Here is a 21,138-nt window from a genome sequence, read left to right as displayed (position 1 = left end):
CTGGGCGCGAATGCGCTCACCCTGCCCGATCTCGGTCGTCCGCTCGCGTTGAGAAGCGAGGGAGGTGAGCCCGATGAGGACTGATGACATGGGCGACGAACTCGTCGCGGACCTCTCCGAGGAGGAGTGCTGGTAGCTCCTCGCGCAGGGGGAGATGGGTCGACTCGCCCTCAGCGTAGGGGGTGTGCCGGACATCTTTCCGGTCAACCACAATGTCGACGGGCGCTCCCTTCTCCTGCGCACCGCGGAGGGCGCCAAGCTGCTTGAACTGACGATGAACTCCTGCGTCGCGTTCGAGGTCGACGGCTGAAACGCCGACTACGCCTGGAGTGTGGTGCTGCGCGGAACTGCCGCGGTCATCGAGCGGGAGATCGAGCAATTCGCTGCCTCCGGTTGGGCGTGATTCCGTGGACGCCCCTCCCCACGACCGTCTTCGTGCGGATCTCCCCTCTCGCGCTCACCGGCCGGCGCATGCAGCGCGGGGGCTTCGACCGCTGGGCGTGAGTGCGGCGCGGCCGCGGAGGACGCGCTCCGCGGCGCGCAGCACACCGCTGCGCCCGCCGGCTCGATCGCGGATCGTGTCGTGCGCTGCGCCCCGGCGGTGGGAGGCGCCACCGGGTCCCGTCCCACTGCGGTGCCCGGCGCCCCGGTCGGCCGAGTTCTGGCCCTGTACCGGATGCCGCTGCTGAAGCGCCCTCGTCAACCCCGCGGGCAGAACAGCGGAGGGGACAGGCGAGCCGGCACCGGCACACTCGCCTCGCCACGGTTCGCGGGCGGGAGAATGGGATCGGCAGAGGCGGAGTCGTCTGACCCGCGCCCGCATCCTCCCGCGGAGCAGCGAGGCCCTCAGGCGCCAGAGCCAGGGCCGGTGAGCCGTCCTGCTCCGCCCCTTCCGACCCGGGTCGGCGTGCGCATCCGCCGGGTCGGGTCGGCGAACATCAGGAAGGCGAGCAGGGCGGTAGCCAGTGCGATCGTCGCGTTGACGAGGAGGCCAGTGGAGAACCCCGCGATGAACGCCTCGTGGTGCGCTTCTGCGGACCCGGCGGAGAAGGCGGCTCCTGGGCCGACCGCGGTGAGAATCACGCTCATGATGGAGATGCCGAGAGCGAGGCCCGCTGCCTGTGCGGTGTTGACGACGCTCGAAGCCATTCCGTACGCCCCTTCACCGGCGCTTCCGAGCGCGGCGCTGGTGGTCGGCGTCCGCGCGAGCGCGATGCCGAATCCGGCGAGGGCGAGCCACAGCATCAGGCCCACGAGGTCGGAGCTCGAGCGCAGGCCCGACATGCCGAGCAGTCCCACGCCGAGCAGCGCGGTGCCACCGACGACAAGAGCCCGAGTCCCGAATCGGTCGCTCAAGCGCCCGGCGATCGGGGCGACCAGCACGATGGTGAGGGTCAGCGGCAGCAGGGCGGCGCCCGACGCAAGAGGGGTCAGCCCCACGACGGTCTGCAGGTAGAGCGCCAGGAAGAAGAACAGGCTGCACATGACGGCGGTGGAGAAGAGCGTGACGACGGTGGCCCCGGTGAACACCCGGTTCGCGAAGAGCCGCAGATCCACGAGAGGGTGGGAGGTACGGCGCTCATGGACGACGAAGAGTGCGAGGCCGAGCGGCACCAACGCGAGCAGCCCGAGGGTTGCTGGCGATGTCCAGCCCCAGTCATTGCCCCGGCTGAGCCCAAGCAGAAGCCCGAGCAGGGCCACGGCCGACAGGGCGGCGCCGATCAGGTCGGGGCGGCCCTGCGGTCGTCTCACTCCGGTTGCAGGGAGAACTCGCCAGGCCACGAGCCACGCGACCGCGCCGAGCGGAACGTTCAGGAGGAAGATCCAACTCCAGCCGAGGGTCTCCGTGACGTACGCGCCGACGATCGGTCCGATGCCGAGAGCGCTGCCCGAGATCCCGGCCCAGATTCCGAGCGCCGTCCCGCGCCGGCGGTCGGAGAATGCGCCGGCGATCAGCGCCAGCGCTGCCGGAGCCACCATAGCCGCGCCCGTGCCCTGCACGGTGCGGAAGGCGATGAGCAGCGACACGCTTGTGGTCAGACCAGTGAGGAGCGAGCCGGCGATGAAGACGGCCAGCCCAACGAGGAAGATGCGGCTCGCTCCGATCCTGTCGGCCAGGTGGCCGGCCAGCAGCGTGAACACGGCGAGCGCGAGGGTGTAGGAGATGACCACCCACTCCTGCGCCTCGTACCCGAAGCCCAGCTCCCGTTGCATCGTCGGCAGCGCGACCGAGACGGCCGTGTCGTCGAGGAGCACGAGGAGGGTGACCAGACTGATCGCCGCGATCAGCGTCCACCTGGACCCGCCGTCGGCGGAGCTGCTCGGCTGCTGGCGGCTGCCCGTGCTTGCGTGGCCCCCGGAACGTTCAGCAGGGAGGCCGGGAACCTCTGCTCGGTCTCCTCTCTCTGCAGGCCGTCTCTTGGTCACCCCATGCTCCTCGCCGTCCCTCGCCCGATCACGCGTGCCCTGACCCTCGCACGTCCCGCGTCCGCGCTGCGGGACCGAAGTCCCATCGGTTTCCGGTGGCCGACCCGTGGGCCGAAGAGCCCGCGGGCGCTGCACCCAGCGCCCGCACGAGAGGCAGCCCGACCGGAGATGTCGACGGCAGGTCCACCCCCGATGGACTCCGTTCGCGCCTGTCCACACGGGCAACCCCATCTGGAGTTCGCATTCACGAGCGAAGAGGGAGCAGAAGGACGAAAGCCTCTACCTGCCGCCTTCCCCCTTCGGGACTCTTGAAGCACGGCGGATGAACACAATCGCCGTCTGATGGAGGAGGTTCTGATGATGTATTGGAATGAAAGCGTCGGGGGCTGGTGGGGATATGTGCTCATGGTCCTCACGATGCTGCTGTTCTTGGCTGTGGTCATCACCGCTCTCGTCATAATGATCCGATCCTTCTCGCCCAAGGGTCGGGCCGAGGGACCGCTCAGTACAGAATCCGAGCGGCTGCTGGCGGTTCGATTCGCTCGCGGCGAGATCGATGAGGCTGACTACGCCCGCCGAGTCGATGTTCTGAGAGGAGCACGAGCATGAAGAACCCAGCGCAGGATGGTCGCGGCCGCGGTCGCTTCCCGGTGAACATCAGCACCCTTGAGAGGGTCGGCCGAGTCGTCTTCGGAGTCGCGGCCGCGGTTGTCGCGATCGTCCTCCTGTACGCGAATCCTTTGGCGTGGCAGGCGGCGTTGGAGGTCCTGTTGATCCTGGCCGGCCTGGATCTGATCGTCACCGGAGCGACCGGCTACTGCCCGCTCTATCACAAGCTCGGGCATGTTTCCCCGACGGCAAGGGGACTGCGATGATGCACGATCACCAGAACAGCGAAGTGTCGACGCCCGACGCCGCTCCCCGCAAGGAGGGCCGCGGAGGCGGCTCCATCTGGATGATGATCGCCTGCTGCGCGCCGATGCTCGTAGTCGCCGCGCTGCTGACGATCGGCGGCGTGCTCCAGCCGGCGTTTCTCATCGTCGCGGTCGTCGCGATGGTCGCGATGGTGCTGCTGATGTCCGGCCTGCACGGAGGCGGGCGGCACGAGTGACTCGGCGCAGTCTCACGGGACGGAGGCTGCCGCGCGGGGCGCCCCGCTCGGGCAGGAAGGCTCGAGTCGAGGCTGGGTGACCTCGCCGCGCGGAGTCCGCGTACCGGGCCGAGGGAGCACGACGTGACCAAAGGCCCTGCTCGAGGCTTCCGGCCGCCGCGAAGCTATTCCCACCGAAGGCTCTCTGCGCTCGGTCGAAAGGACACCGACATGACACTCACTGCTTCTTCTCGCAGCGCGGTCCAGCGGAATGATCAGGACCCGTGGCGCGGCTTCTCCGGAACCGCCTGGCGCGACGGCATCGACGTGCGCGACTTCATCCAGCGCAACTACCACCCCTATGACGGCGATGCACGATTCCTGGCCGGCGCCACCGAGCGCACGTCAGCGCTCTGGGCGAAGCTCACCCGACTGTTCCCGGAGGAGCGCGCACGAGGCGTCTTCGACATCGACACCGGCACGCCGTCCGGCATCACGGCCTTCCGACCGGGCTACATCGACAAGTCGGCAGAGTTGATCGTGGGTCTGCAGACCGACGCCCCGCTGAAGCGGGCGATCATGCCTTTTGGGGGCTGGCGACTCGTCGCAACCGAACTGGAGACCTACGGCTATGAGGTGCCGCAGGAGCTTGAGACGATCTTCACCAGCTACCGCAAGACGCACAATGATGCGGTCTTCGACGTGTACCCGCCCTCGGTGCGGCGGGCGCGGCATTCCCACCTCATCACCGGGCTACCCGACGCGTACGGCCGTGGCAGGATCATCGGCGACTACAGGAGGGTCGCCCTCTACGGGGTGGACCGGCTCATCGCAGAGAAGGGCCAGGAGGGCACCGTGCTCGGAGCCGCCTATTCGAGCGAAGACGTGATCCGCGCCCGCGAGGAGAATGCCGAGCAGGTTCGTGCGCTCCGCGAGCTGAAGCAGATGGCAGCCTCGTACGGCTACGACATCTCGGCTCCTGCCGGTACGGCACGCGAGGCGGTTCAGTGGCTCTACTTCGGCTACCTCGGAGCCGTCAAGGAGCAGAACGGTGCGGCCATGTCGATCGGCCGGAACACGACCTTCCTGGACATCTACTTCGAGCGCGAACTGGCCTCCGGCTCACTCACGGAGATGGAGGCGCAGGAGCTCATCGACGATCTCGTTATCAAGCTGCGCATCGTGCGATTCCTGCGTACCCCCGAATACGATGCGCTGTTCTCCGGCGATCCGACCTGGGTGACGGAGACGATCGGGGGCATCGGCGACGACGGGCGGTCGCTCGTCACGAGGACCGCCTTCCGCTACCTGCAGACGCTCTACAACCTGGGGCCGGCTCCTGAGCCGAACCTCACCGTCCTGTGGGATGCGGCGCTCCCCGAGGGGTTCAAGCGATTCTGCGCGCAGGTGTCCATCGACACCTCGGCAATCCAGTACGAGTCCGACGCGCTGATCCGCAGCGCCTGTGGAGACGACGCGGCGATCGCCTGCTGCGTCTCCCCGATGCGGGTGGGCAAGCAGATGCAGTTCTTCGGGGCGAGGGTGAACGTGGCCAAGGCGCTGCTCTACGCCATCAACGGCGGTAGGGACGAGCTCACCGGCGAAGTGGTCGTCCCGGGACGTGCGCCGCTCACCGGCGACGTCCTCGACTATGAAGAGGTCCGAACCGCCTACTTCGAGCTTCTAGACTGGCTGGCGGGAACCTACATGGAGGCTCTCAACTGCATCCACTACATGCATGACAAGTACGCCTATGAGCGTCTCGAGATGGCTCTCCACGACCAAGAGATACTGCGGACGATGGCCTGCGGCATAGCGGGCCTGAGCGTCGCCGCGGATTCCCTGTCCGCCATCAAGCATGCGACGGTGCGCCCCCTGCGTGACGAGCGCGGTCTCGTCGTCGACTATGTCGTCGAGGGGGAGTTTCCGAAGTACGGCAACGACGACGACGAGGTGGACGGCATCGCGGAGGATCTCGTGCGGCGCTTCATGTCGATGCTGCGCAGCCGCGCCACCTACCGGAACGCCACCCCGACCCAGTCTGTCCTCACCATCACATCGAACGTGGTGTACGGCGCGCACACCGGGAACACTCCGGACGGCCGACGCGCCGGAACGCCATTCGCCCCGGGGGCCAATCCCATGAACGGCCGGGACACCCACGGCATGCTCGCCTCGGCCCTGAGCGTCGCGAAGCTGCCATTCGACGATGCGCAGGATGGCATTTCGCTGACCTCGACCGTCGTCCCTTCCGGGCTGGGTCGGGAACCGGGGGAGCAGGTGACGAACCTCTCCGGTTTGTTGGACGCCTTCACCGGGGCCGGGGGGTACCACCTCAACGTCAACGTGCTGAACCGGGAGACGCTCTTGGACGCCATGGCGAACCCCGAGAACTATCCGCAGCTGACGATCCGCGTCTCCGGGTACGCCGTGAACTTCATCCGGCTCACCCCGGAGCAGCAGCGCGACGTCATCAGTCGCACTTTCCACGATGCGGTCTGAGGCGACGCCCGGGCGCGCGTCCTCGCGCTCGACGAATCTCAGCGAGCGACGAGCCGGCACCCAGGGCATGGTCCATTCCTGGGAGCTGGTGACGGCCGTGGACGGACCGGGTACCCGCATGACCGTCTTCCTGTCCGGCTGTCCGCTCCGGTGTCAGTACTGTCAGAATCCGGACACCTGGGTTCTGCACGACGGTCGAGCCACCGAACTGGAGGAGATCGTCGACCGGCTCGAGCGGTACAAGTCGGTCTTCGATGCGACCGGAGGCGGGCTCACCCTGTCCGGTGGCGAACCGCTCCTTCAGCGTGCCTTCGTCGAGAAGATCTTCGCTGCGTGTTCCGAGCGGGGGATATCCACCGCGCTCGACACTTCGGGCTACCTCGGCGATCGGGCATCGGACGCCCTTCTCGACACCACCAGCCTCGTTCTGCTGGACGTCAAGTCGGGGCTGCCCGACCTCTACCGCGTGGTGACTACTCGCGACCTCGAGCCGACGGTCCGATTCGGCGATCGGCTGAGCGACCGGGGAAATCGCATGTGGATCCGGTTCGTGCTGGTTCCCGGACTGACGGATGCTCAGGAGAACGTCGAGGCGGTTGCCGACATCCTCCAGCGCTGGAGCACAATCGACCGGGTCGAGGTTCTCCCCTTCCATCAGATGGGGCAGCACAAGTGGGAGGAGCGCGGAATTCCCTACGCCCTGGCCGATCTGCGCTCCCCGGACGAGGCGCTTTTGCGGCGCGTCGAGGAGCAGTTCCGCCGGCGAGGTCTGCCCGTCGTCTGATCGCCGGGGATGGTCGAGCGGCGCCGTCGAGTTCAGGGTTTGTCCCGCAAACTCGAGCTCCTCGTGGTCAAGTCCCTCATTGGTGGGGATCGCCGGGACTGCCGCCCAAGCGGGAGATGCCGCGCGCCCGCGGAAGCCATACCTGCGGATCGTAGATGGCTCGCATCTGCCGCTCGCCTCCAGGGGGACGAAAGCCTGTGTCATCGGGGCCGGCGCGTAGGAACGCTTCAGGTATGACCACCGTCGAGCAGCGAGACCCGGGTGACATCGCGAGCGAGCGCCAGCGTAGTTTCGTCCTGGAAGCGACAGGGGTATCGAAGACCTAGCGGCAGGGGATCTGGTCCTTCCGTCGCAGCAATGTGGTCCTCGATGAGGTGCAGCTCACTCTCACGGCGGGGGAGGCGGTCGGACTGGTCGGGGAGAACGGGTCCGGGAAGTCGACACTCATGCAGATCCTCGTCGGCGCGCTGTCGGCGGACTCCGGGAGCGTGTCCGTTCGCGGCTCGCTCGGGTACTGCCCGCAGCACCCGGTCGTCTTCGAGCGCCTCACCTGCAACGAGCATTTCGCTCTTCGGCGTCGCCTACGGGCTGACCCGGGCCGAGCGACATCATGAGCAGGATCGCCTCTATCGGCGCTCGACTTCAGGCGCTACGCGAACACTCGCGCGGATCGCCTTTCTGGAGGGACACTGGCGAAGCTCAACCTCGGCCTGGCGTTGCTCGCGGATCCGGCAGGCCTGCTTCTTGACGAGCCGTATGCGGGGCTTCGACTGGGATACCGGGGTGTGACACTTTTCGTAGACAGTCGTCATGAGGAATGAACGTCAGGACGAGATGTCTACGAATCGAAGGATCGTCTGCTCCTCGACGCCGGCCTCACTGAGGGGTTCGACGAGAGCCGTGGGCTGTTGCTCGGGCTCGCCTGGGCCACGGGTTCCGCCGTGGTCGTCCTGCTCATGCTCGTCTCGCGCACGAGAGGGGTCCGCAGACGTGTTGCGGGGGCGACGTACGTCTCCCGGGGCGAGGCGACGCCGCACGCGCGTCTGGATGCACGACCTTCGCTTCCCTCATAGCGCGCCGCACGGGGAAGCGCTTCATCCCGTGAGACCGGTCTCTTGGCCGCCCGAGTATGGCTGTGCCGTGGGTGCCGCTCATGGACGCTCCCGGCCTGACGCAGATCAGAGACCGACAGGCTCTGGGCGTCCTGTAGAACGGCGGCTTCACGGGCCCTCGCGGCCTGGATCGAGTACTACAACTCTCGACGACGCCACTCAGCCCTCGGAGGCCATCCCCCGATCGGCCGGCTGCAACCAACCTCATGACCGCGTACAACTGATATGTAGTGCCTTCTTGTCAAGAGGCATGGCGAGGCGCCGTCCGGGATTGTTCCTGGACGGCGCCTCTTGCTTCGTGATCTGGCTGGTCGGTGAGCGTGTCTTCGACGCGCGGTCAGTCTGATATTCGCGGGTTGGTTACCGCAGGACGGTTCTTCGGCAGGAGCAGGACCGCGTGTCTAGGAACGAGCGTCGATGACCCTGGGGTCGCCTGCTCATGGTTGTTTCGCGGGTCGCTCCTCGCGCTGCCACCGGCTGCTGGATCGCGAAGCAGCTCAGAGGATCAGTCGTGCATGACAGCCAGAGACCAGCACCAGCCGGCCAGCTCGCGAGCGACGGCGACATTCGCGATCGTGTGTCGTTTGCGGCGTTGCCCGAACCGCACCCACCGGTCATGCAATCGCCGGTTCCCCAGGTCGCCGCGTGCTCTCGCAGCCGCGGACGCGAGTTCCCAGCGACCACGCATAACCGCGCCGACGGATACTGGGGTTGGTGATGCCAGGCAGCTTCGACGAGCAGCCTGCGCGCGTGACCGTTGCCGGTCTTGGTGATCGGCCCTTGCACCCGCGACTGCCCCGAAGAGAACTCGGAAGGGACGAGGCCGACGAAAGCGCCGATGCTGTTGCCGGTGAATCGGTCCCAGTCGCCGATCTCGATGGCCAGCGCGAACCCGGTCAGCACGCTCACGCCTCGAAGGCAACCGAGCCGACGCACGATCGGGGTGAACTCGCTGTCACTCGCGAGATCTCCGATCGCCGTGTCGAGTCGGTCTCGGCGGGCCTTAACCTGCAGCACGGTCTCATACTCCGCGTCGAACGCGGCCCGAGACGCGGCGCCACTGAGGTGCTGCTGAGTGAGCCACCGGTCGTGCTTGGCCGTCCATGCGGCGCCATCGTCGTAAACGATGCCGTGCCGCAGGAGCAGCTTGCTGAGCCGGTGTCGTGAGCGCATCAGATCTCCGCGGCAGTCTTCCCTCGCCCGCACCAGATCCCGGGCAGCCTCCTGATCAGCTGACGGAACAGACACCGATGTGATCTCGTCCAGCCGCAGCAACCGGGCCAGATGCACCGCGTCCTTCGCGTCCGTCTTCACCCGATCACCTGAGGGGCGTTGCAGCTTCGACGGCGCGGCGACCACACATCGCACTCCCGCCGCTGTCAACGCCCGGAACAGCCCGAACCCGGTGGGTCCGGCCTCGTAAGCGACCGCGACCGGGTCAGGCAAAGTCCGCACCCAATCCAGGATCCGATCATTGCCGGGCGGCAACTTCGTCTGGAACAGCTCGCCTGTCACGCCATCGATCGCCGCTGCCGCGACGGAACGGGCATGCACATCGAGCCCAACACTCGTACGCTCAGTAAACACGGGGCCTCCCACAACTGTCGGATAGGCCGGGCGGACCGCCTCCACCCGGTAACCCACGAGTTTTGTGAGCGAGGCCCCGTCCCGTAACCCCCTCACCAGAAGAGGGCCACTACATACCGTCTAGTCGTTGTCTCCGCCGGTGGAGCCGATCACTGAGACCTGCCCGCTGCCGGTGTTGGCGCCGCGGGCTCGACCGGCGGCTGCACCGTCCCAGGTCCAGTCGGTTACCTCCGGGCTGTCCTCGCCGTGCGCGCGGGTGTAGTCCCGCGCGGCGAGGCGGGCGTCCTGCATCCGCTGGCGCAGGACGCCGTGACGCTGGGCGAGGCCGGGGACGCGGTCGAGCACATCGATGACGAGGTGGAAGCGGTCCATGTCGTTAAGCATGACCATATCGAAAGGCGTCGTGGTGGTGCCCTCCTCCTTGTAGCCGCGGACGTGGATGTGCGGATTGTTGGCACGGCGGTAAGTCAGGCGATGAATGAGCCACGGATAGCCGTGGTAGGCGAAGATCACCGGCCGGTCGACCCCGAAGAGCGCGTTCCAGGCGGCTTCGCTGAGGCCGTGCGGGTGCTCGCCTTCGGATTGGAGACGCATGAGGTCGACGACGTTGACCACGCGGATCCTCAAATCCGGGATTTCGGTGCGGAGGATGGACACCGCGGCGAGGATCTCGAGGGTGGGGACGTCACCGGCGCAGGCCATCACGACGTCGGGCTCCTGGCCGGCGACCTCGCTTCCCGCCCAATCGAAGATGCCGATGCCCCTCGTCATGTGGGCGATGGCGTCGTCCATGTTCAACCAGTCGAAGGACGGCTGCTTGCCGGCCACAACCACGTTGACGTAATCGACGCTGCGGAGACAGTGGTCGTAGGCGGACAGCAGCGTGTTCGCGTCGAAAGGCAGGTAGACCCGGACGACGTCGGCCTTCTTGTTCACGACGTGGTCGATGAAGCCCGGGTCCTGGTGGGAAAGCCCATTGTGGTCCTGCCGCCATACGTGGGAGGAGAGCAGGTAGTTGAGGGAAGCGATCGGCCGCCGCCAGGGGATGTGCTTGGTCACCTTCAGCCATTTGGCGTGCTGGTTCAGCATCGAGTCGACGATGTGGATGAACGCCTCGTAGCTGGTGAACAGGCCGTGCCTCCCGGTGAGGAGGTAGCCCTCGAGCCACCCCTGGCACTGGTGCTCGCTGAGCATCTCCATCACGCGTCCCGCCCGGGCGAGGTTCTCGTCGCTGGGAAGGTAACCGCCGTTCCACTGTTTGTCGGTGACCTCGAGGACCGCGCCGAGCCGGTTGGACGCGGTCTCGTCGGGTCCGAAGATCCGGAAGTTCGTTGGGTTGGCGCGGACGACGTCGGCGAGCCAACTGCCGAGCACCCGTGTCGGCTCGTGGATCGCTGCGCCGGGGGAGGGGACGTCGACGGCGTAGTCGCGGAAATCGGGCAGGACCAGGTCCCGTTTGAGCAGCCCGCCGTTTGCGACAGGGTTAGCGCTCATTCGGCGGTCGCCTTCGGGTGCGAGCGCAGTCGCCGATGTCACCGGGGCGCCGTCCGCATCGAACAGCTCGTCGGGCCGATAGGAGCGGAGCCATCCCTCGAGCAGCTGGAGGTGCTCATCGGTGTCGCGGGCATTGGCGAGGGGAACCTGGTGCGCCCGCCAGTTGTCCTCGGCAGGATGTCCGTCGATCTCCTTCGGACAGGTCCACCCCTTCGGAGTACGGAGGATGATCATTGGCCAGGCGGGTCGTTCGGTCTGCTCCCCGCGGGCGGCGGCAGCCTTGATGTCTGCGATGTGGTCGAGGACAGTGTCCAGGGTCGCAGCCATGCGACGGTGCACCTCGATCGGGTCTTCGCCGTCGAAGCCGCCGGAGACGACATACGGCGTGTGGCCGTAACCGCGCATAAGCTCGAGGAGCTCCGACTCCGGGATACGGGCGAGGATCGTGGGGTTCGCGATCTTGTAGCCGTTGAGATGCAGGATCGGCAGGACCACTCCGTCCTGCTGCGGGTCGACGAACTTGTTGGAGTGCCAGCTGGTCGCGAGCGCGGCAGTCTCCGCCTCACCGTCACCGACGACCGCCGCCACGAGGAGATTCGGGTTGTCGAAGGCGGCCCCGTACGCGTGCGAGAGCGCATAGCCGAGCTCGCCACCCTCGTGAATGGAGCCCGGGGTCTCCGGCGCGGCGTGGCTGGGGATCCCGCCTGGGAAGGAGAACTGGCGAAAGAGCGCCCGGACGCCGTCCTCAGTCCGCGAGATGCGCGGGTAGACCTCGCTGTAGGTGCCGTCGAGGTAGGCGTTTGCGACCATACCGGGGCCGCCGTGGCCAGGTCCGCAGACGTAGATGGCGTCGAGGTCGCGTTCTTGGATCGCCCGGTTGAGGTGCGCATAGAGGAAGTTCAGGCCAGGAGTCGTTCCCCAGTGGCCGAGTAGGCGCGGTTTCACATCGTCGGGCGTGAGTGGCCGTCGGAGCAGCGGGTTGCCGAGAAGGTAGATCTGGCCGACTGACAGGTAGTTCGCCGCTCGCCACCAGGAGTCGAGCCGGCCGAGCGCTGCGTCCTCAATCGGAGTGCCGCCACCCCGGCGGAAGGCGGAAGCTGGAGGTGCGGGAAGCGAGCGGGTGACAGTCATGACTCCACCTTCCGCCTGTGGAGAGGCGGAACGGAAGAGCCAAAGGTCCCGGTCATGTCGTCATCGGGACGTTGAGCACCGTGGCCAGGCCGGGCTCCACCGCGCCCGTCTGGAGGGTGGCTCCGCACACGACGGCGGTCCCATCCATAAATCCCAGGAGAACGAGTAGAAGGGTCCGGGAGAGACGCTCGACATGCATGAGCCACACTCGTGATCGCTCTGTTGAACACGAAGGGCCCGAAGTCCTACCCAACCGGCTGCGCCGGCGGTTGGCTGGCGACGGGCGAGTCCGAGGACGTCCTACCCGCAACGGGCGCCGAGTCGGCGCCGGGGAGAGCAGGGACCGAGAAGTGATGACACGAACAATCGTCACGCCGACAGAATGGGTCCGACTCAAGCGGGATGGCGCGCGCCGGATGAGTCGGGGGCTCAGCGAGCGGCGGCAGCCGCCGCGGAGTGACGCCGGATCCCCGCGGCTCACGGACGCCCCGGGAGCCTCGTCACCCCCAGGACAGCGTTGACTCCGGCGGGCCGAAAGGCCAAGCGGGCAGCGTCTCGACGCGCTGTGCGGGCACGATCGCCACCGGCACCGGAGCATTGAGCAGAACGTCATGGGCGACGGACCCGAGCTGGAGGAGATCCTTGAGAATGCCGCGATCGGCGCGGGCGACAACGAGGAGCTGAGCCGTCTGAGCTGCTTCGACAAGCTCGGGGATGGTCGGACCCTCGATCAGAGTGGTTGCTACGTCCGACTCGGGGTGGCGGCCACGGATTCCCGTGGCGGCTCCCTGAAGTACCGTCTCAGCGGCGTCCCTGATCGCCTCCCACGGGTAGTCGACGAAGTGGAGCGGAGACGGGTAGGCGGGGCCCGCGGCCCAGACATGCACGAGTGCGATAGCTGCCGCCCGGAGCATCGCCTCGTCCTCCGTGAAGGCCACCGCGGCCTTCGCGGGGTCGTCGTCGCCCACTCCGAGGAGCACCGGACCGTAGTGAGGAGTCCAGGTGCGCGGCACCACCACGAAGGGAGCCGCGCTCCGCGCGGCCAGGCGCAAGGGGACAGTGCCGTAGACGAGGTGCCGCGCTAAGGGTGTCTGTCCGTGCCGACGACCAGAATGTCGGTGAACGAACTGGCCTCCATCAGACGCTCGCTGGGGTCGCCGTGGGTGAGCATGCTCGAAACAGTCTTGAAGATAGCAGCCTGCTTCGCGAAGTCCGCGGCCTCTCGGACGTTCTCCTCGTAGAAGGTACGCACTGTGCCGAGTGTGCGGAGTCCAGGCGGCGGCACCGGAACGACTGTGACCAGCCCGACCTGGGTGGGCGTGTGCCGCGCTCGTTCGATGACCCAGTCGAGCGCGACGCGGCTGGTGAGGCTTCTGTCAATGCCGACGGTGACTATGCGGATGGTCATGGTGGACTCTTTCTCGAACCCCTCGCCATGATCCGCCCGAACGACACACCTGCTCAGGGGCGAAAGTCCCTACGACCGTGGAGAAGAGCTCAGTCGGTGCGGCGGTGCGCGGCGCCGTACACGGCGGCTTGCGTGCGCCGTTCGAAGCCGAGCTTGTCGAGCAGCCCCGACACGTAGTTCTTGACGGTCTTTTCCGCCAGGCCGAGTCGCTCGCCGATCTGCCTGTTCGTCATGCCATCGGTGATCAACTCGAGAATCTGCCGTTCACGTAGCGTCAGGTCCGGATCGTCACTGGTCGAGGCCTGTCGAAGCATCAGCCGCTCACCCGCGCGTCGCCGCAGTTCGCCGGGAATCAACTGCCTACCGGCGGCCGCGCGCCGCACCGCATCGACCAGGCCTGCCCCGCGGATGTCTTTGAGCAGCCATCCGCTGGCTCCTGCTAGCACAGCCGCGTCGAGGGCCGCCTCGTCGTCGAACGCCGTCAGCATGATGCAGGGCAGTTCGGGGTGACGGGAGCGGATCTTCCTGCACGCGTCGACGCCGGTGCCGTCCGGCAGCCGGACGTCGAGCACGACGATGTCCGGGAGGGTGGCGTCCACCCGCGCGATTGCGGCCCGGACGGTCCCCGCTTCTCCGACCACCGTGAGATCTGACTCGCGCTCCAGCACGTCCGCAATGCCGCGTCGGACGAGTTCGTGATCGTCGACCAGGAAGATCCGTATCATGCGGTGGCGCTCTTTCGTCTGGGCATCGGGATCCGCCAGTCGAGCACTGAGCCGCCGGCCGGGCCGGGGTGCAGCACGGCGCTGCCGCCCCACGCCTCCGCCCGCTCTGCGAGATTCGTGAGCCCGCTGGACCGGGTGGCTTTGCCCGCCCCCCGGCCGTCGTCCTGCACCGTCACCCGGATCTCCTCCGGTCTGGCGATCACGCTCACCGATACTCCGTTCGCTTCGGCATGCCGCGCTGCGTTCGATAGTCCTTCGCGCACAACAGCTTCCAAATCATCGAGCACAGGTTCGGGGACGAGGAGGTCGAGATCCCCCTCGAGTGAGACGTGCGGCGGGTTCGGGAATGCGCCTGCGGCATCGCTCACGATGTCCAGCAAGCGTTGGCGGGTAGCGGGCCGTCCGGGTGAGGAGGCGCGGAGAGCGAACACCGTTTTCCGGATCTCCGCGATCGCCTCATTCAGAAGGTTCGTCACCACGTCCACCTTCTCGCGGACGCCTGAGGGTAGACGCTCCACGTCTACACCGTTCAGGGTCAGGCCCGCCCCGAAGAGGCGCTGAATCACGTTGTCGTGCAGATCACGGGCTATGCGGTTCCGGTCTTCGAGGAGCGTGAGCCGCTCGTGTGCACGCCGGGCCTCGCGCAGCTCCAGCACGACGCTGGCGTGTGTCGCGAACTCGATCGCCAGGTCCAAGTCCACCTCGAGGAAGCGGGCGGCATCACGTGGGCGGGCGATCGCCAGCGCCCCACGGGTGCCGTCCGGTCGGCCGATGGGAACCACCATGGCGGGTCCCGTCAACTCGTCGGAGCGGTCCGGGTACGGCACGCCGGCCGACAGGCGCGGGTTCCCCGACTCGATTACCGTCTCGCTCAGAGTGGTCGCCGCGGGGTAGATGCGTCCGCGGAAGGCGTCCGCCTCGTCCCCCCACGCGCCCTCCACCACCGCTCCACCGCTCGGGGACGAGGCGACGAGACACACCACGGCGGCGTCGGTGAGACGTGCGACGGCCTGGGCGACCGCCGCGAGGGGATCTGCAGTCTCCTCGCTGAGCAGTGCCGCCCCGGTCTCGGCCGACGCGAGCGCCCACCGCTGACGGAGCTGCGCATCCCCGAAGAGGCGAGCGTTGTCGATCGCCACGGCAGCCGAGGTGGCCAGCGCAGTGAGGAGCTCTTCGTCCTCCGCGGTAAAAGAGCCGCCGGTGCGATTGGTGAGGTAGAGGTTGCCGTACACCTCATCCCGCACCCGCACAGGAACGCCGAGGAAGCTGCCCATCGGCGGATGATTTGCGGGGAACCCGTGCGAGCGCATATCCGTGCCCAGGTCATCCAGACGGATCGGGGCGGGGTCAGAGATGACCGCGCCGAGGATCCCCCGCCCACGAGGAAGGTCGCCGATCCGCGCGGCCGTGGCATCGTCTAAGCCGACGTGGATGAACTGCTCGAGTTCCCCGTCGGGGCCGATCACTCCGAGCGCGCCGTACTGCGCGCCTACGAGGTCGACGGCGGCCTGAGCGATGCGCCGGAGCACGGTGGGCAGTTCCAGCCCTTCGCCGACGGCTCGGGTTGCCGCGAGCAGCTCGCGCAGCCGTCCTTGAGTGGCGAGCACCCGGTTCGCCTTGTCGACCAGTTCCGCGATCGCCAGTTCGAGCTCGGATTGCGGCAGGTCCGGGAAGTGCACGGAAGGATGGGCGCCCACACGTCTCCTCGAGCCTCGGGAACCGGCGGGACCAACGGCCCTGCCAGATCCATAGGTTACGCCCCAGCATCGACCCTGCTCCAATTTGCTTCTGGCGAAGAAAGGTAACCATGATCAGCGACACCTTCGTGCCCGCGCGCCGGATGTCTCCGGAGGAGCGGACCGACCCGCTGCTCGGCCCTGGTGGCCGCTACATCGTGGGAGTGGACGGCTCCGCCTCGAGTCGCGCCGCCCTCACCTGGGCGGCCGCGCGGACGCTTCCGGACGGCGCCATCAGCCTTGTGGGGATCGCCGACGACGACGCGGGATCTGTGGGCGCCGAGTACGGCGACGATGTGGCTCGAAGGCTGGCCCACGTCCTGTCAGATGCGGCGGACGACCTGCTGAATCGCTACCCGACGGCGCGGATCACCACGACTGTCGAGCGCGGGATGGTGGCAGACACGCTCGCCCGGGCTGCAGACCAGCGGGATGTCGTCGTTATCGGCTCCGACAAGACCGGCTACGCCCGCGGACGGATGTTCGGTCTCCGCGCGGTCCAGCTGGCGGCCGCGGTGCGCGGCACCATGACTGTGGTCCCTTCGATCGACCTTCGCCTATGCACAGGTGTGGCGGTGGCGGTGGCAGACTTGCAGAACGCGCCCGCGCTTGCGCAGCGTGGCGCGCAGGAGGCCGCGCGTCGCGGCTGCTCTCTCGCTATCGTTCATGCCGTCTCATCCGGCGGGCAGCTGCGTTCGGCCTACCGCGACGACGTGCTCGCGGCTGCCCGCACCGCCGCACTGGACACCGATTCGAACCTAGACGTGTGGGCGCACGTCGCGCAGCGGCACCCTTCGGACGCGATCCTCAACCTGTCCCGTGACAAGGCGCTGCTCGTCGTCGGACGATCTCGGCAGACCAGCGCTCTGGGGGTGGGTCAGACGCTCCACGAGGTGCTGATGAACGCCAACGCCCCCACGGTCGTCGTTTCCTGACTCTGCGCGCCCTGGACCTTCGTCCCTGTGTCGGGCAGCAGTTCCCTGACGAATTGGATCAGCCGCTTCGTGCGGTCAGACATCGAGTCAGGAGTTTCCGGCGTGGATCCCGTAGACATCGCCCGCCAGCAGTTTGGGCTGTGTCAAATTTCGTAGACAGGTTCTTTGTTGGTCAGGCCGCGGTGGCGGTCTGAGTCACCCCGCCGTGGGCGTGGTCCATCGTGTGATCGACATCGCAGCGTTTCGCGGGCATCCGGCATCCGGGGAATCGACAGTGCTGATCTCTGACGGCGAGGTGTCTTCGTTGCTGCTCGCTGGGCCGGTATCGGTCGACGGCGAGCACCTGACCGGAGATCGGATGTGTGAGGATCCGGTCCCACCCGGGTGCTCCGGCGGTGAGCACGCACGCGGTTTGCGGGTCGATGGGGGAGTGCCCGACGAGGAACGCGGTCTCGTAGGGATCTGTGATGCGCTTCTCGATCAGCGACATGACCGGGACCGTGATGTGAACGGTTGCGCGGATCCCGGCCAGGTCGGTGGGTCCACCGTCGTGGCCGGTGGGTGCGGCGGTGAGGAGCAGGTCGCCGAGGATGTCGGCTCGGATCTGGTCCGTCGTGCGGACATCAAGGCTGTCGGCGGGCTCCGCCTGCCCGCATCCGCCCGCGTCGGTAGCCGGGTTCGCAGCGTGCCGCCGCGCGTCAATCACGGTTCGTGCCATTTCGCTGAAGCGGTCGTGGACGCCATGCGCGATGGCGGCGGGCAGGATTGCACGGAGTTCGGCCATGCCGTCGTCGAGGTCGGTGACCCAGACGGTGCGGTCTTCGACGGCGCGGCGGTGGCGTTGTTCGAAGGTGGTGTGGGCGTACCATTCCGCCCGCCGCTTCGCCAACGGCGTCAAACGCGTCGCGGATCCGGTGGCTGGCCCGATCGACCGACGTGGTGGCGGGGGTATCGGCGGCGAGGGCGTACCGCGGCTCACCCCGGGGCTGCTCGTGGTGCTCTGCGTTCTGATGACGCTCAACCCGATCGTGGCAAACATGTACCTGCCACGGTATCCCGTCGACATCGAGTGTGTGTCGCATGGAGAGTGCCTTCTGTAGCGTGCCGGCGTTGTTCATCGTCGATGACGCTAAACTCTGACATCGTGTCAAGGTCAAGAGGGGCGCATGAACATCGGTGAGCTCAGTCGACGAAGCGGAGTGAGTCCTCGTTCGTTGCGCTACTACGAGAAGCACGGACTCATCCACGCGGAGCGGAGGGGTAACGGCTACCGCGAGTACGACGACACCGCGGTCGAGCGCGCGAGCGTCATCCACACCATGTTCGGCCTGGGTTTCGCTCGTCCCGTCGTCGAATCGGTACTCACCTGCACCGGCGAAGCGCCCGCTTCGGTGCATCGGGAAGTCGCGCAGCAGCTCATTGCAGTGCGGAACGACATGGCCGACCGTATCGTGCAGCTGTCGCACACGCACCGCCTGCTCAGCGAGTTCATCGACGCGTCCGTCTGACGGGCCTGTTGTCGCGCGCGAGGCCGTCCCGAAGCACACGGCGACTTCACAGGCATCCGCGTATCGAAACGACCCTCAGCGACATATCGTTGACTATCGTTGGATAGGCGGCAATCGACACCGCATGGAGGTCATGATGAGCGATTCATTCGGAACCAACGGCTTCGGATTCGGCGGCGGAAGCGGCTTGGGCAATGGTGGCTTCGGCGCCGGACTGGGCTCGGGCTTCGGCAAGACCGGCGCCGGAATCTGGGATGCGATGGAGCAGCTTCGCGACGAGTTCGAGCGTCGCGTGATGCCCAAGGGCGGGGCCCGCATGGGCCGCGGTGATGTGCGTGCGGCCGTTCTGGCCCTGCTCGCCGAGAGCCCGATGCACGGCTACCAGATCATTCACGAGATCGAAGAGCGCAGCGGCGGCAGCTGGAAGCCCAGCCCCGGCTCGGTCTACCCGACCCTGCAGCTGCTGACCGATGAAGGCCTCGTCACCGCCGAAGAGGCGAACGGTCGCAAGACCTATGCGCTGACCGAGGCGGGACGCGCCGAAGCGGATACCGCGGGTGAGCGTCCGGCGCCGTGGCAGACATCCGCAGCCGGCACCGGCGCTCGCGAGAGCAGCGGACGCGCGACGGCGCTGCCCAAGGCCGGCGTGGAGCTGGCCCAGGCTGCGGCTCAGGTTGCCCGCACGGGTACCCCCGAGCAGGTGCAGCAGGCCGTCTCCGTGCTCGAAGACGCGCGTCGTAAGCTCTACTCGATCCTCGCCCAGGACTGACGGGAGTGCCCTCGGCGCGAAGGCGTCGCGAGGGAGCACAGTGAGCGGCAGGGTCGTCGATGAGACCGATGCGTACGATGCCGGCGCCATGCGCGCCCGGTATCGGCGCATCCTGCGGTTCGCTGCGCGCTTCCTTGCTCAGACGTGGTGGTTCGAACTCGTTCTGCCCCGCATCGGCCTGACCCGGATCGCGGTGCGCACACGCAACAAGCGCATGAAGCGGTTCGCTCGAGCATTCCATGGGCTGGCCGTCGACCTCGGTGGCTTGATGATCAAGGTCGGACAGTTCATGTCCTCGCGCCTCGACGTTCTACCGCCCGAGATCACGAAAGAGCTCGAGGGGTTGCAGGACGAGGTTCCTGCCGTGCCGTTCGATCGCATCCGATCGGCCGCCGAGGCCGAACTCGGCATGCCGCTCGAACGCGCCTATTCGTGGTTCGACGAGACTCCGGTGGCCGCGGCATCCCTCGGGCAGGCGCACCGCGCCCGCCTGTCGGCCCTCGACGCGAGCGAGACGGGGCTCGACGCGGTCGTCGTCAAGGTGCAACGCCCGGGCATCCAGCAGATCGTCGATGTGGACCTCGCCGCGCTTCGCAAGGTCGGCGGATGGCTCAGCCGCATCCGGCTCGTCTACACCCGCGTGAATGCGCCGGCGCTCGTCGAAGAGTTCGCGGTGACGAGCCTCGAAGAGATCGATTACGTCCACGAGGCCGCCAACGCCGAACGCTTCGCCCGCGACTTCGAGGGCGACCCGCGGGTGGCGGTGCCCGAGGTCGTGTGGGAACGCTCGACCGGGCGCGTACTGACGCTGCAGGACGTCACGGCGATCAAGATCAACGACTACGACGGTCTCCGCGCCGCAGGCATCGACCCCGACGAGGTCGCCCGTGAGTTCGCGTCGGTCATGTTCGATCAGCTGTTCGACCACGGCTTCTTCCACGCGGATCCGCACCCGGGTAACGTCTTCGTGACGTTGATGCCGGATGCCGCGGGCACCGGCGCCGGCGGGAGCGGCGTGGTGGCGGGCGCGAATGCCGGGGCCGATGCATCCGCCTCGGTTGCCTCGTCGCCCGCGTGGCGGTTCACATTCATCGACTTCGGGATGATGGGCGAGGTCCCTCCCGGGCTTCGCCGGGGGATGCGGCAGCTGCTGATCGCCGTGGCGTCGCGCGACGGGCGAGGGCTCGTCGACGCGATCCGGGAAGTCGGGGTGCTGCTGCCCTCGGCCGACACCGGTGAGCTCGAGCGGGCCATGACGGCGCTGTTCGCGCGGTTCGGTGGCATGGGCTTCGCCGAGCTGCAGGAGGTCGACCCGCGCGAGTTCCGCGACTTCGCGATCCAGTTCGGGGATGCCGTGCGGTCGCTCCCGTTCCAGCTGCCCGAGAACTTCTTGCTGATCATCCGGGCATCGTCGCTCACGTCGGGCGTCTGCAGCGGACTGAACCCCGCGTTCAACCTGTGGGACTCGGTCGAGCCGTACGCGGCACAACTGTTGCGCGACGAACGCGGCAACATCGCCCAGGCGGTCGGTAAAGAGGCGCTGTCGATCGCGACGCTGGCGGTGCGACTCCCGCGGCGCCTCGACGATCTCGTCACCCGCGTTCAGGACGGCGATATCTCGGTCGACACCCCGCGGCTCGACCGGCGCGTGGCTCGGCTGGAGCGGATGGCGCGCCGGGTCGTCTCGGCTGTGCTGTTCGCCGGACTGTTCATCGGCGGTGCCGTGCTCCGCCCGGAGGACCCGGTGTTCGGCACCGTACTGATGGTCGGTTCGGTGCTGCCGCTGATGCACGCGCTGTTCGCGGGAATACGGCGGGGGCCGGGCGCGGGCTGACGCCGCGTTTTTCCGACGCCGAGTGCGGGCCTGCCCGGGCCGCGCGAAGTGAGGACTTCGGCTCGGTGAGAGGATCCGTCTGCGGCCAGGATCCTC

The 21,138-nt window shown here is 67.4% G+C and carries 18 protein-coding genes and 2 pseudogenes; 12 read left to right on the top strand and 8 right to left on the bottom strand.

Annotated elements, in window-relative coordinates:
- Nucleotides 1-148 precede the first annotated feature (148 nt).
- Nucleotides 149-310 (top strand): annotated as a pseudogene (locus tag ACT9TC_RS01755) (pyridoxamine 5'-phosphate oxidase family protein); the annotation flags it as partial.
- Nucleotides 311-846: 536 nt separating this feature from the next.
- On the opposite strand, the gene ACT9TC_RS01750 reads toward ACT9TC_RS01755, so the two are convergent.
- Nucleotides 847-2,427 carry a DHA2 family efflux MFS transporter permease subunit gene (locus ACT9TC_RS01750; RefSeq protein WP_458041743.1) on the bottom strand — a complete coding sequence of 527 codons (1,581 nt, stop codon included), beginning with the start codon at nt 2,425-2,427 and terminating at the stop codon, nt 847-849.
- 357 nt (nt 2,428-2,784) lie between these two features.
- Between ACT9TC_RS01750 and ACT9TC_RS01745 the strand changes: the two genes are divergently transcribed.
- The 7 genes and pseudogenes from ACT9TC_RS01745 to ACT9TC_RS01715 all read left to right on the top strand — a co-directional run.
- The gene (locus ACT9TC_RS01745; RefSeq protein WP_458041742.1) at nt 2,785-3,036 is read left to right on the top strand and encodes an SHOCT domain-containing protein; all 252 of its coding nucleotides are present in this window, start codon (nt 2,785-2,787) and stop codon (nt 3,034-3,036) included.
- Nucleotides 3,033-3,302 (top strand): YgaP family membrane protein, encoded by a 270-nt coding sequence (locus tag ACT9TC_RS01740; RefSeq protein ID WP_458041741.1) that lies wholly within the window; start codon nt 3,033-3,035, stop codon nt 3,300-3,302. The genes ACT9TC_RS01745 and ACT9TC_RS01740 overlap by 4 nt, the downstream gene beginning before the upstream one ends.
- Nucleotides 3,299-3,538, top strand: coding sequence for a hypothetical protein (locus ACT9TC_RS01735; RefSeq protein WP_458041740.1), 240 nt, complete (start codon nt 3,299-3,301; stop codon nt 3,536-3,538). The genes ACT9TC_RS01740 and ACT9TC_RS01735 overlap by 4 nt, the downstream gene beginning before the upstream one ends.
- Nucleotides 3,539-3,748: 210 nt before the next feature.
- Nucleotides 3,749-6,019 (top strand): formate C-acetyltransferase, encoded by a 2,271-nt coding sequence (gene pflB, locus ACT9TC_RS01730; protein WP_458041739.1) that lies wholly within the window; start codon nt 3,749-3,751, stop codon nt 6,017-6,019.
- Nucleotides 6,020-6,086: 67 nt separating this feature from the next.
- A complete protein-coding gene (pflA, locus tag ACT9TC_RS01725) occupies nt 6,087-6,803 on the top strand; it encodes a pyruvate formate-lyase-activating protein (protein WP_458041738.1) in 717 nt (238 codons plus the stop codon).
- Between the two features lie 359 nt (nt 6,804-7,162).
- Nucleotides 7,163-7,417, top strand: a complete 255-nt coding sequence (locus ACT9TC_RS01720) for an ATP-binding cassette domain-containing protein (protein WP_458041737.1) — start codon at nt 7,163-7,165, stop codon at nt 7,415-7,417.
- A gap of 597 nt (nt 7,418-8,014) precedes the next feature.
- Nucleotides 8,015-8,125 (top strand): annotated as a pseudogene (locus ACT9TC_RS01715) (integrase core domain-containing protein); the annotation flags it as partial.
- A gap of 150 nt (nt 8,126-8,275) precedes the next feature.
- Here ACT9TC_RS01715 and ACT9TC_RS01710 read toward each other — a convergent pair.
- The 6 genes from ACT9TC_RS01710 to ACT9TC_RS01685 form a co-directional block, all read right to left on the bottom strand.
- Nucleotides 8,276-9,502, bottom strand: coding sequence for an IS110 family RNA-guided transposase (locus ACT9TC_RS01710; protein ID WP_458041736.1), 1,227 nt, complete (start codon nt 9,500-9,502; stop codon nt 8,276-8,278).
- A 120-nt stretch (nt 9,503-9,622) separates the two neighbouring features.
- Nucleotides 9,623-12,127 (bottom strand): phosphoketolase family protein, encoded by a 2,505-nt coding sequence (locus ACT9TC_RS01705; protein ID WP_458041735.1) that lies wholly within the window; start codon nt 12,125-12,127, stop codon nt 9,623-9,625.
- Nucleotides 12,128-12,627: 500 nt separating this feature from the next.
- A complete protein-coding gene (locus tag ACT9TC_RS01700) occupies nt 12,628-13,146 on the bottom strand; it encodes a universal stress protein (RefSeq protein WP_458041734.1) in 519 nt (172 codons plus the stop codon).
- Nucleotides 13,147-13,208: 62 nt separating this feature from the next.
- Nucleotides 13,209-13,535 carry a universal stress protein gene (locus ACT9TC_RS01695; RefSeq protein WP_458041733.1) on the bottom strand — a complete coding sequence of 109 codons (327 nt, stop codon included), beginning with the start codon at nt 13,533-13,535 and terminating at the stop codon, nt 13,209-13,211.
- Nucleotides 13,536-13,624: 89 nt separating this feature from the next.
- Complete coding sequence (locus ACT9TC_RS01690) at nt 13,625-14,260, bottom strand: response regulator (RefSeq protein ID WP_458041732.1); 636 nt, start codon at nt 14,258-14,260, stop codon at nt 13,625-13,627.
- Nucleotides 14,257-15,957, bottom strand: a complete 1,701-nt coding sequence (locus tag ACT9TC_RS01685) for a sensor histidine kinase (RefSeq protein ID WP_458041731.1) — start codon at nt 15,955-15,957, stop codon at nt 14,257-14,259. The genes ACT9TC_RS01690 and ACT9TC_RS01685 overlap by 4 nt, the downstream gene beginning before the upstream one ends.
- A 110-nt stretch (nt 15,958-16,067) precedes the next feature.
- Between ACT9TC_RS01685 and ACT9TC_RS01680 the strand changes: the two genes are divergently transcribed.
- Nucleotides 16,068-16,931: a universal stress protein gene (locus ACT9TC_RS01680; RefSeq protein WP_458041730.1), complete on the top strand. Its 864-nt coding sequence runs from the start codon at nt 16,068-16,070 to the stop codon at nt 16,929-16,931.
- A 172-nt stretch (nt 16,932-17,103) separates the two neighbouring features.
- Here the strand turns inward: ACT9TC_RS01680 and ACT9TC_RS01675 are convergent, their stop codons facing one another.
- On the bottom strand, nt 17,104-17,970 hold the full coding sequence (locus ACT9TC_RS01675; RefSeq protein ID WP_458041729.1) for a DUF222 domain-containing protein: 867 nt from the start codon (nt 17,968-17,970) through the stop codon (nt 17,104-17,106).
- A gap of 127 nt (nt 17,971-18,097) precedes the next feature.
- Between ACT9TC_RS01675 and ACT9TC_RS01670 the strand changes: the two genes are divergently transcribed.
- The 3 genes from ACT9TC_RS01670 (at nt 18,098) to ACT9TC_RS01660 (ending at nt 21,042) form a co-directional block, all read left to right on the top strand.
- Nucleotides 18,098-18,439: a MerR family transcriptional regulator gene (locus ACT9TC_RS01670; protein WP_458041728.1), complete on the top strand. Its 342-nt coding sequence runs from the start codon at nt 18,098-18,100 to the stop codon at nt 18,437-18,439.
- Nucleotides 18,440-18,575: 136 nt separating this feature from the next.
- The gene (locus ACT9TC_RS01665; RefSeq protein ID WP_458041727.1) at nt 18,576-19,208 is read left to right on the top strand and encodes a PadR family transcriptional regulator; all 633 of its coding nucleotides are present in this window, start codon (nt 18,576-18,578) and stop codon (nt 19,206-19,208) included.
- An 88-nt stretch (nt 19,209-19,296) separates the two neighbouring features.
- Complete coding sequence (locus ACT9TC_RS01660; RefSeq protein WP_458042982.1) at nt 19,297-21,042, top strand: ABC1 kinase family protein; 1,746 nt, start codon at nt 19,297-19,299, stop codon at nt 21,040-21,042.
- Nucleotides 21,043-21,138 lie beyond the last annotated feature (96 nt).

This window comes from Microbacterium sp. HM-570, from assembly GCF_054165885.1.
Note: the sequence above shows the minus strand (reverse complement) of the source record. Positions and strands in the feature narration are given on the sequence as shown.

Coding starts and splice junctions, on each gene's coding strand:
- ACT9TC_RS01690 (WP_458041732.1), bottom strand. CDS start 14,260: ATGATACGGATCTTCCTGGTCGACGATCACGAACTCGTCCGACGCGGC.
- ACT9TC_RS01745 (WP_458041742.1), top strand. CDS start 2,785: ATGATGTATTGGAATGAAAGCGTCGGGGGCTGGTGGGGATATGTGCTC.
- ACT9TC_RS01680 (WP_458041730.1), top strand. CDS start 16,068: ATGATCAGCGACACCTTCGTGCCCGCGCGCCGGATGTCTCCGGAGGAG.
- ACT9TC_RS01740 (WP_458041741.1), top strand. CDS start 3,033: ATGAAGAACCCAGCGCAGGATGGTCGCGGCCGCGGTCGCTTCCCGGTG.
- ACT9TC_RS01695 (WP_458041733.1), bottom strand. CDS start 13,535: ATGACCATCCGCATAGTCACCGTCGGCATTGACAGAAGCCTCACCAGC.
- ACT9TC_RS01670 (WP_458041728.1), top strand. CDS start 18,098: ATGAACATCGGTGAGCTCAGTCGACGAAGCGGAGTGAGTCCTCGTTCG.
- ACT9TC_RS01665 (WP_458041727.1), top strand. CDS start 18,576: ATGAGCGATTCATTCGGAACCAACGGCTTCGGATTCGGCGGCGGAAGC.
- pflB (WP_458041739.1), top strand. CDS start 3,749: ATGACACTCACTGCTTCTTCTCGCAGCGCGGTCCAGCGGAATGATCAG.
- ACT9TC_RS01705 (WP_458041735.1), bottom strand. CDS start 12,127: ATGACTGTCACCCGCTCGCTTCCCGCACCTCCAGCTTCCGCCTTCCGC.
- ACT9TC_RS01735 (WP_458041740.1), top strand. CDS start 3,299: ATGATGCACGATCACCAGAACAGCGAAGTGTCGACGCCCGACGCCGCT.
- ACT9TC_RS01675 (WP_458041729.1), bottom strand. CDS start 17,970: ATGTTTGCCACGATCGGGTTGAGCGTCATCAGAACGCAGAGCACCACG.
- ACT9TC_RS01660 (WP_458042982.1), top strand. CDS start 19,297: ATGCGCGCCCGGTATCGGCGCATCCTGCGGTTCGCTGCGCGCTTCCTT.
- pflA (WP_458041738.1), top strand. CDS start 6,087: ATGGTCCATTCCTGGGAGCTGGTGACGGCCGTGGACGGACCGGGTACC.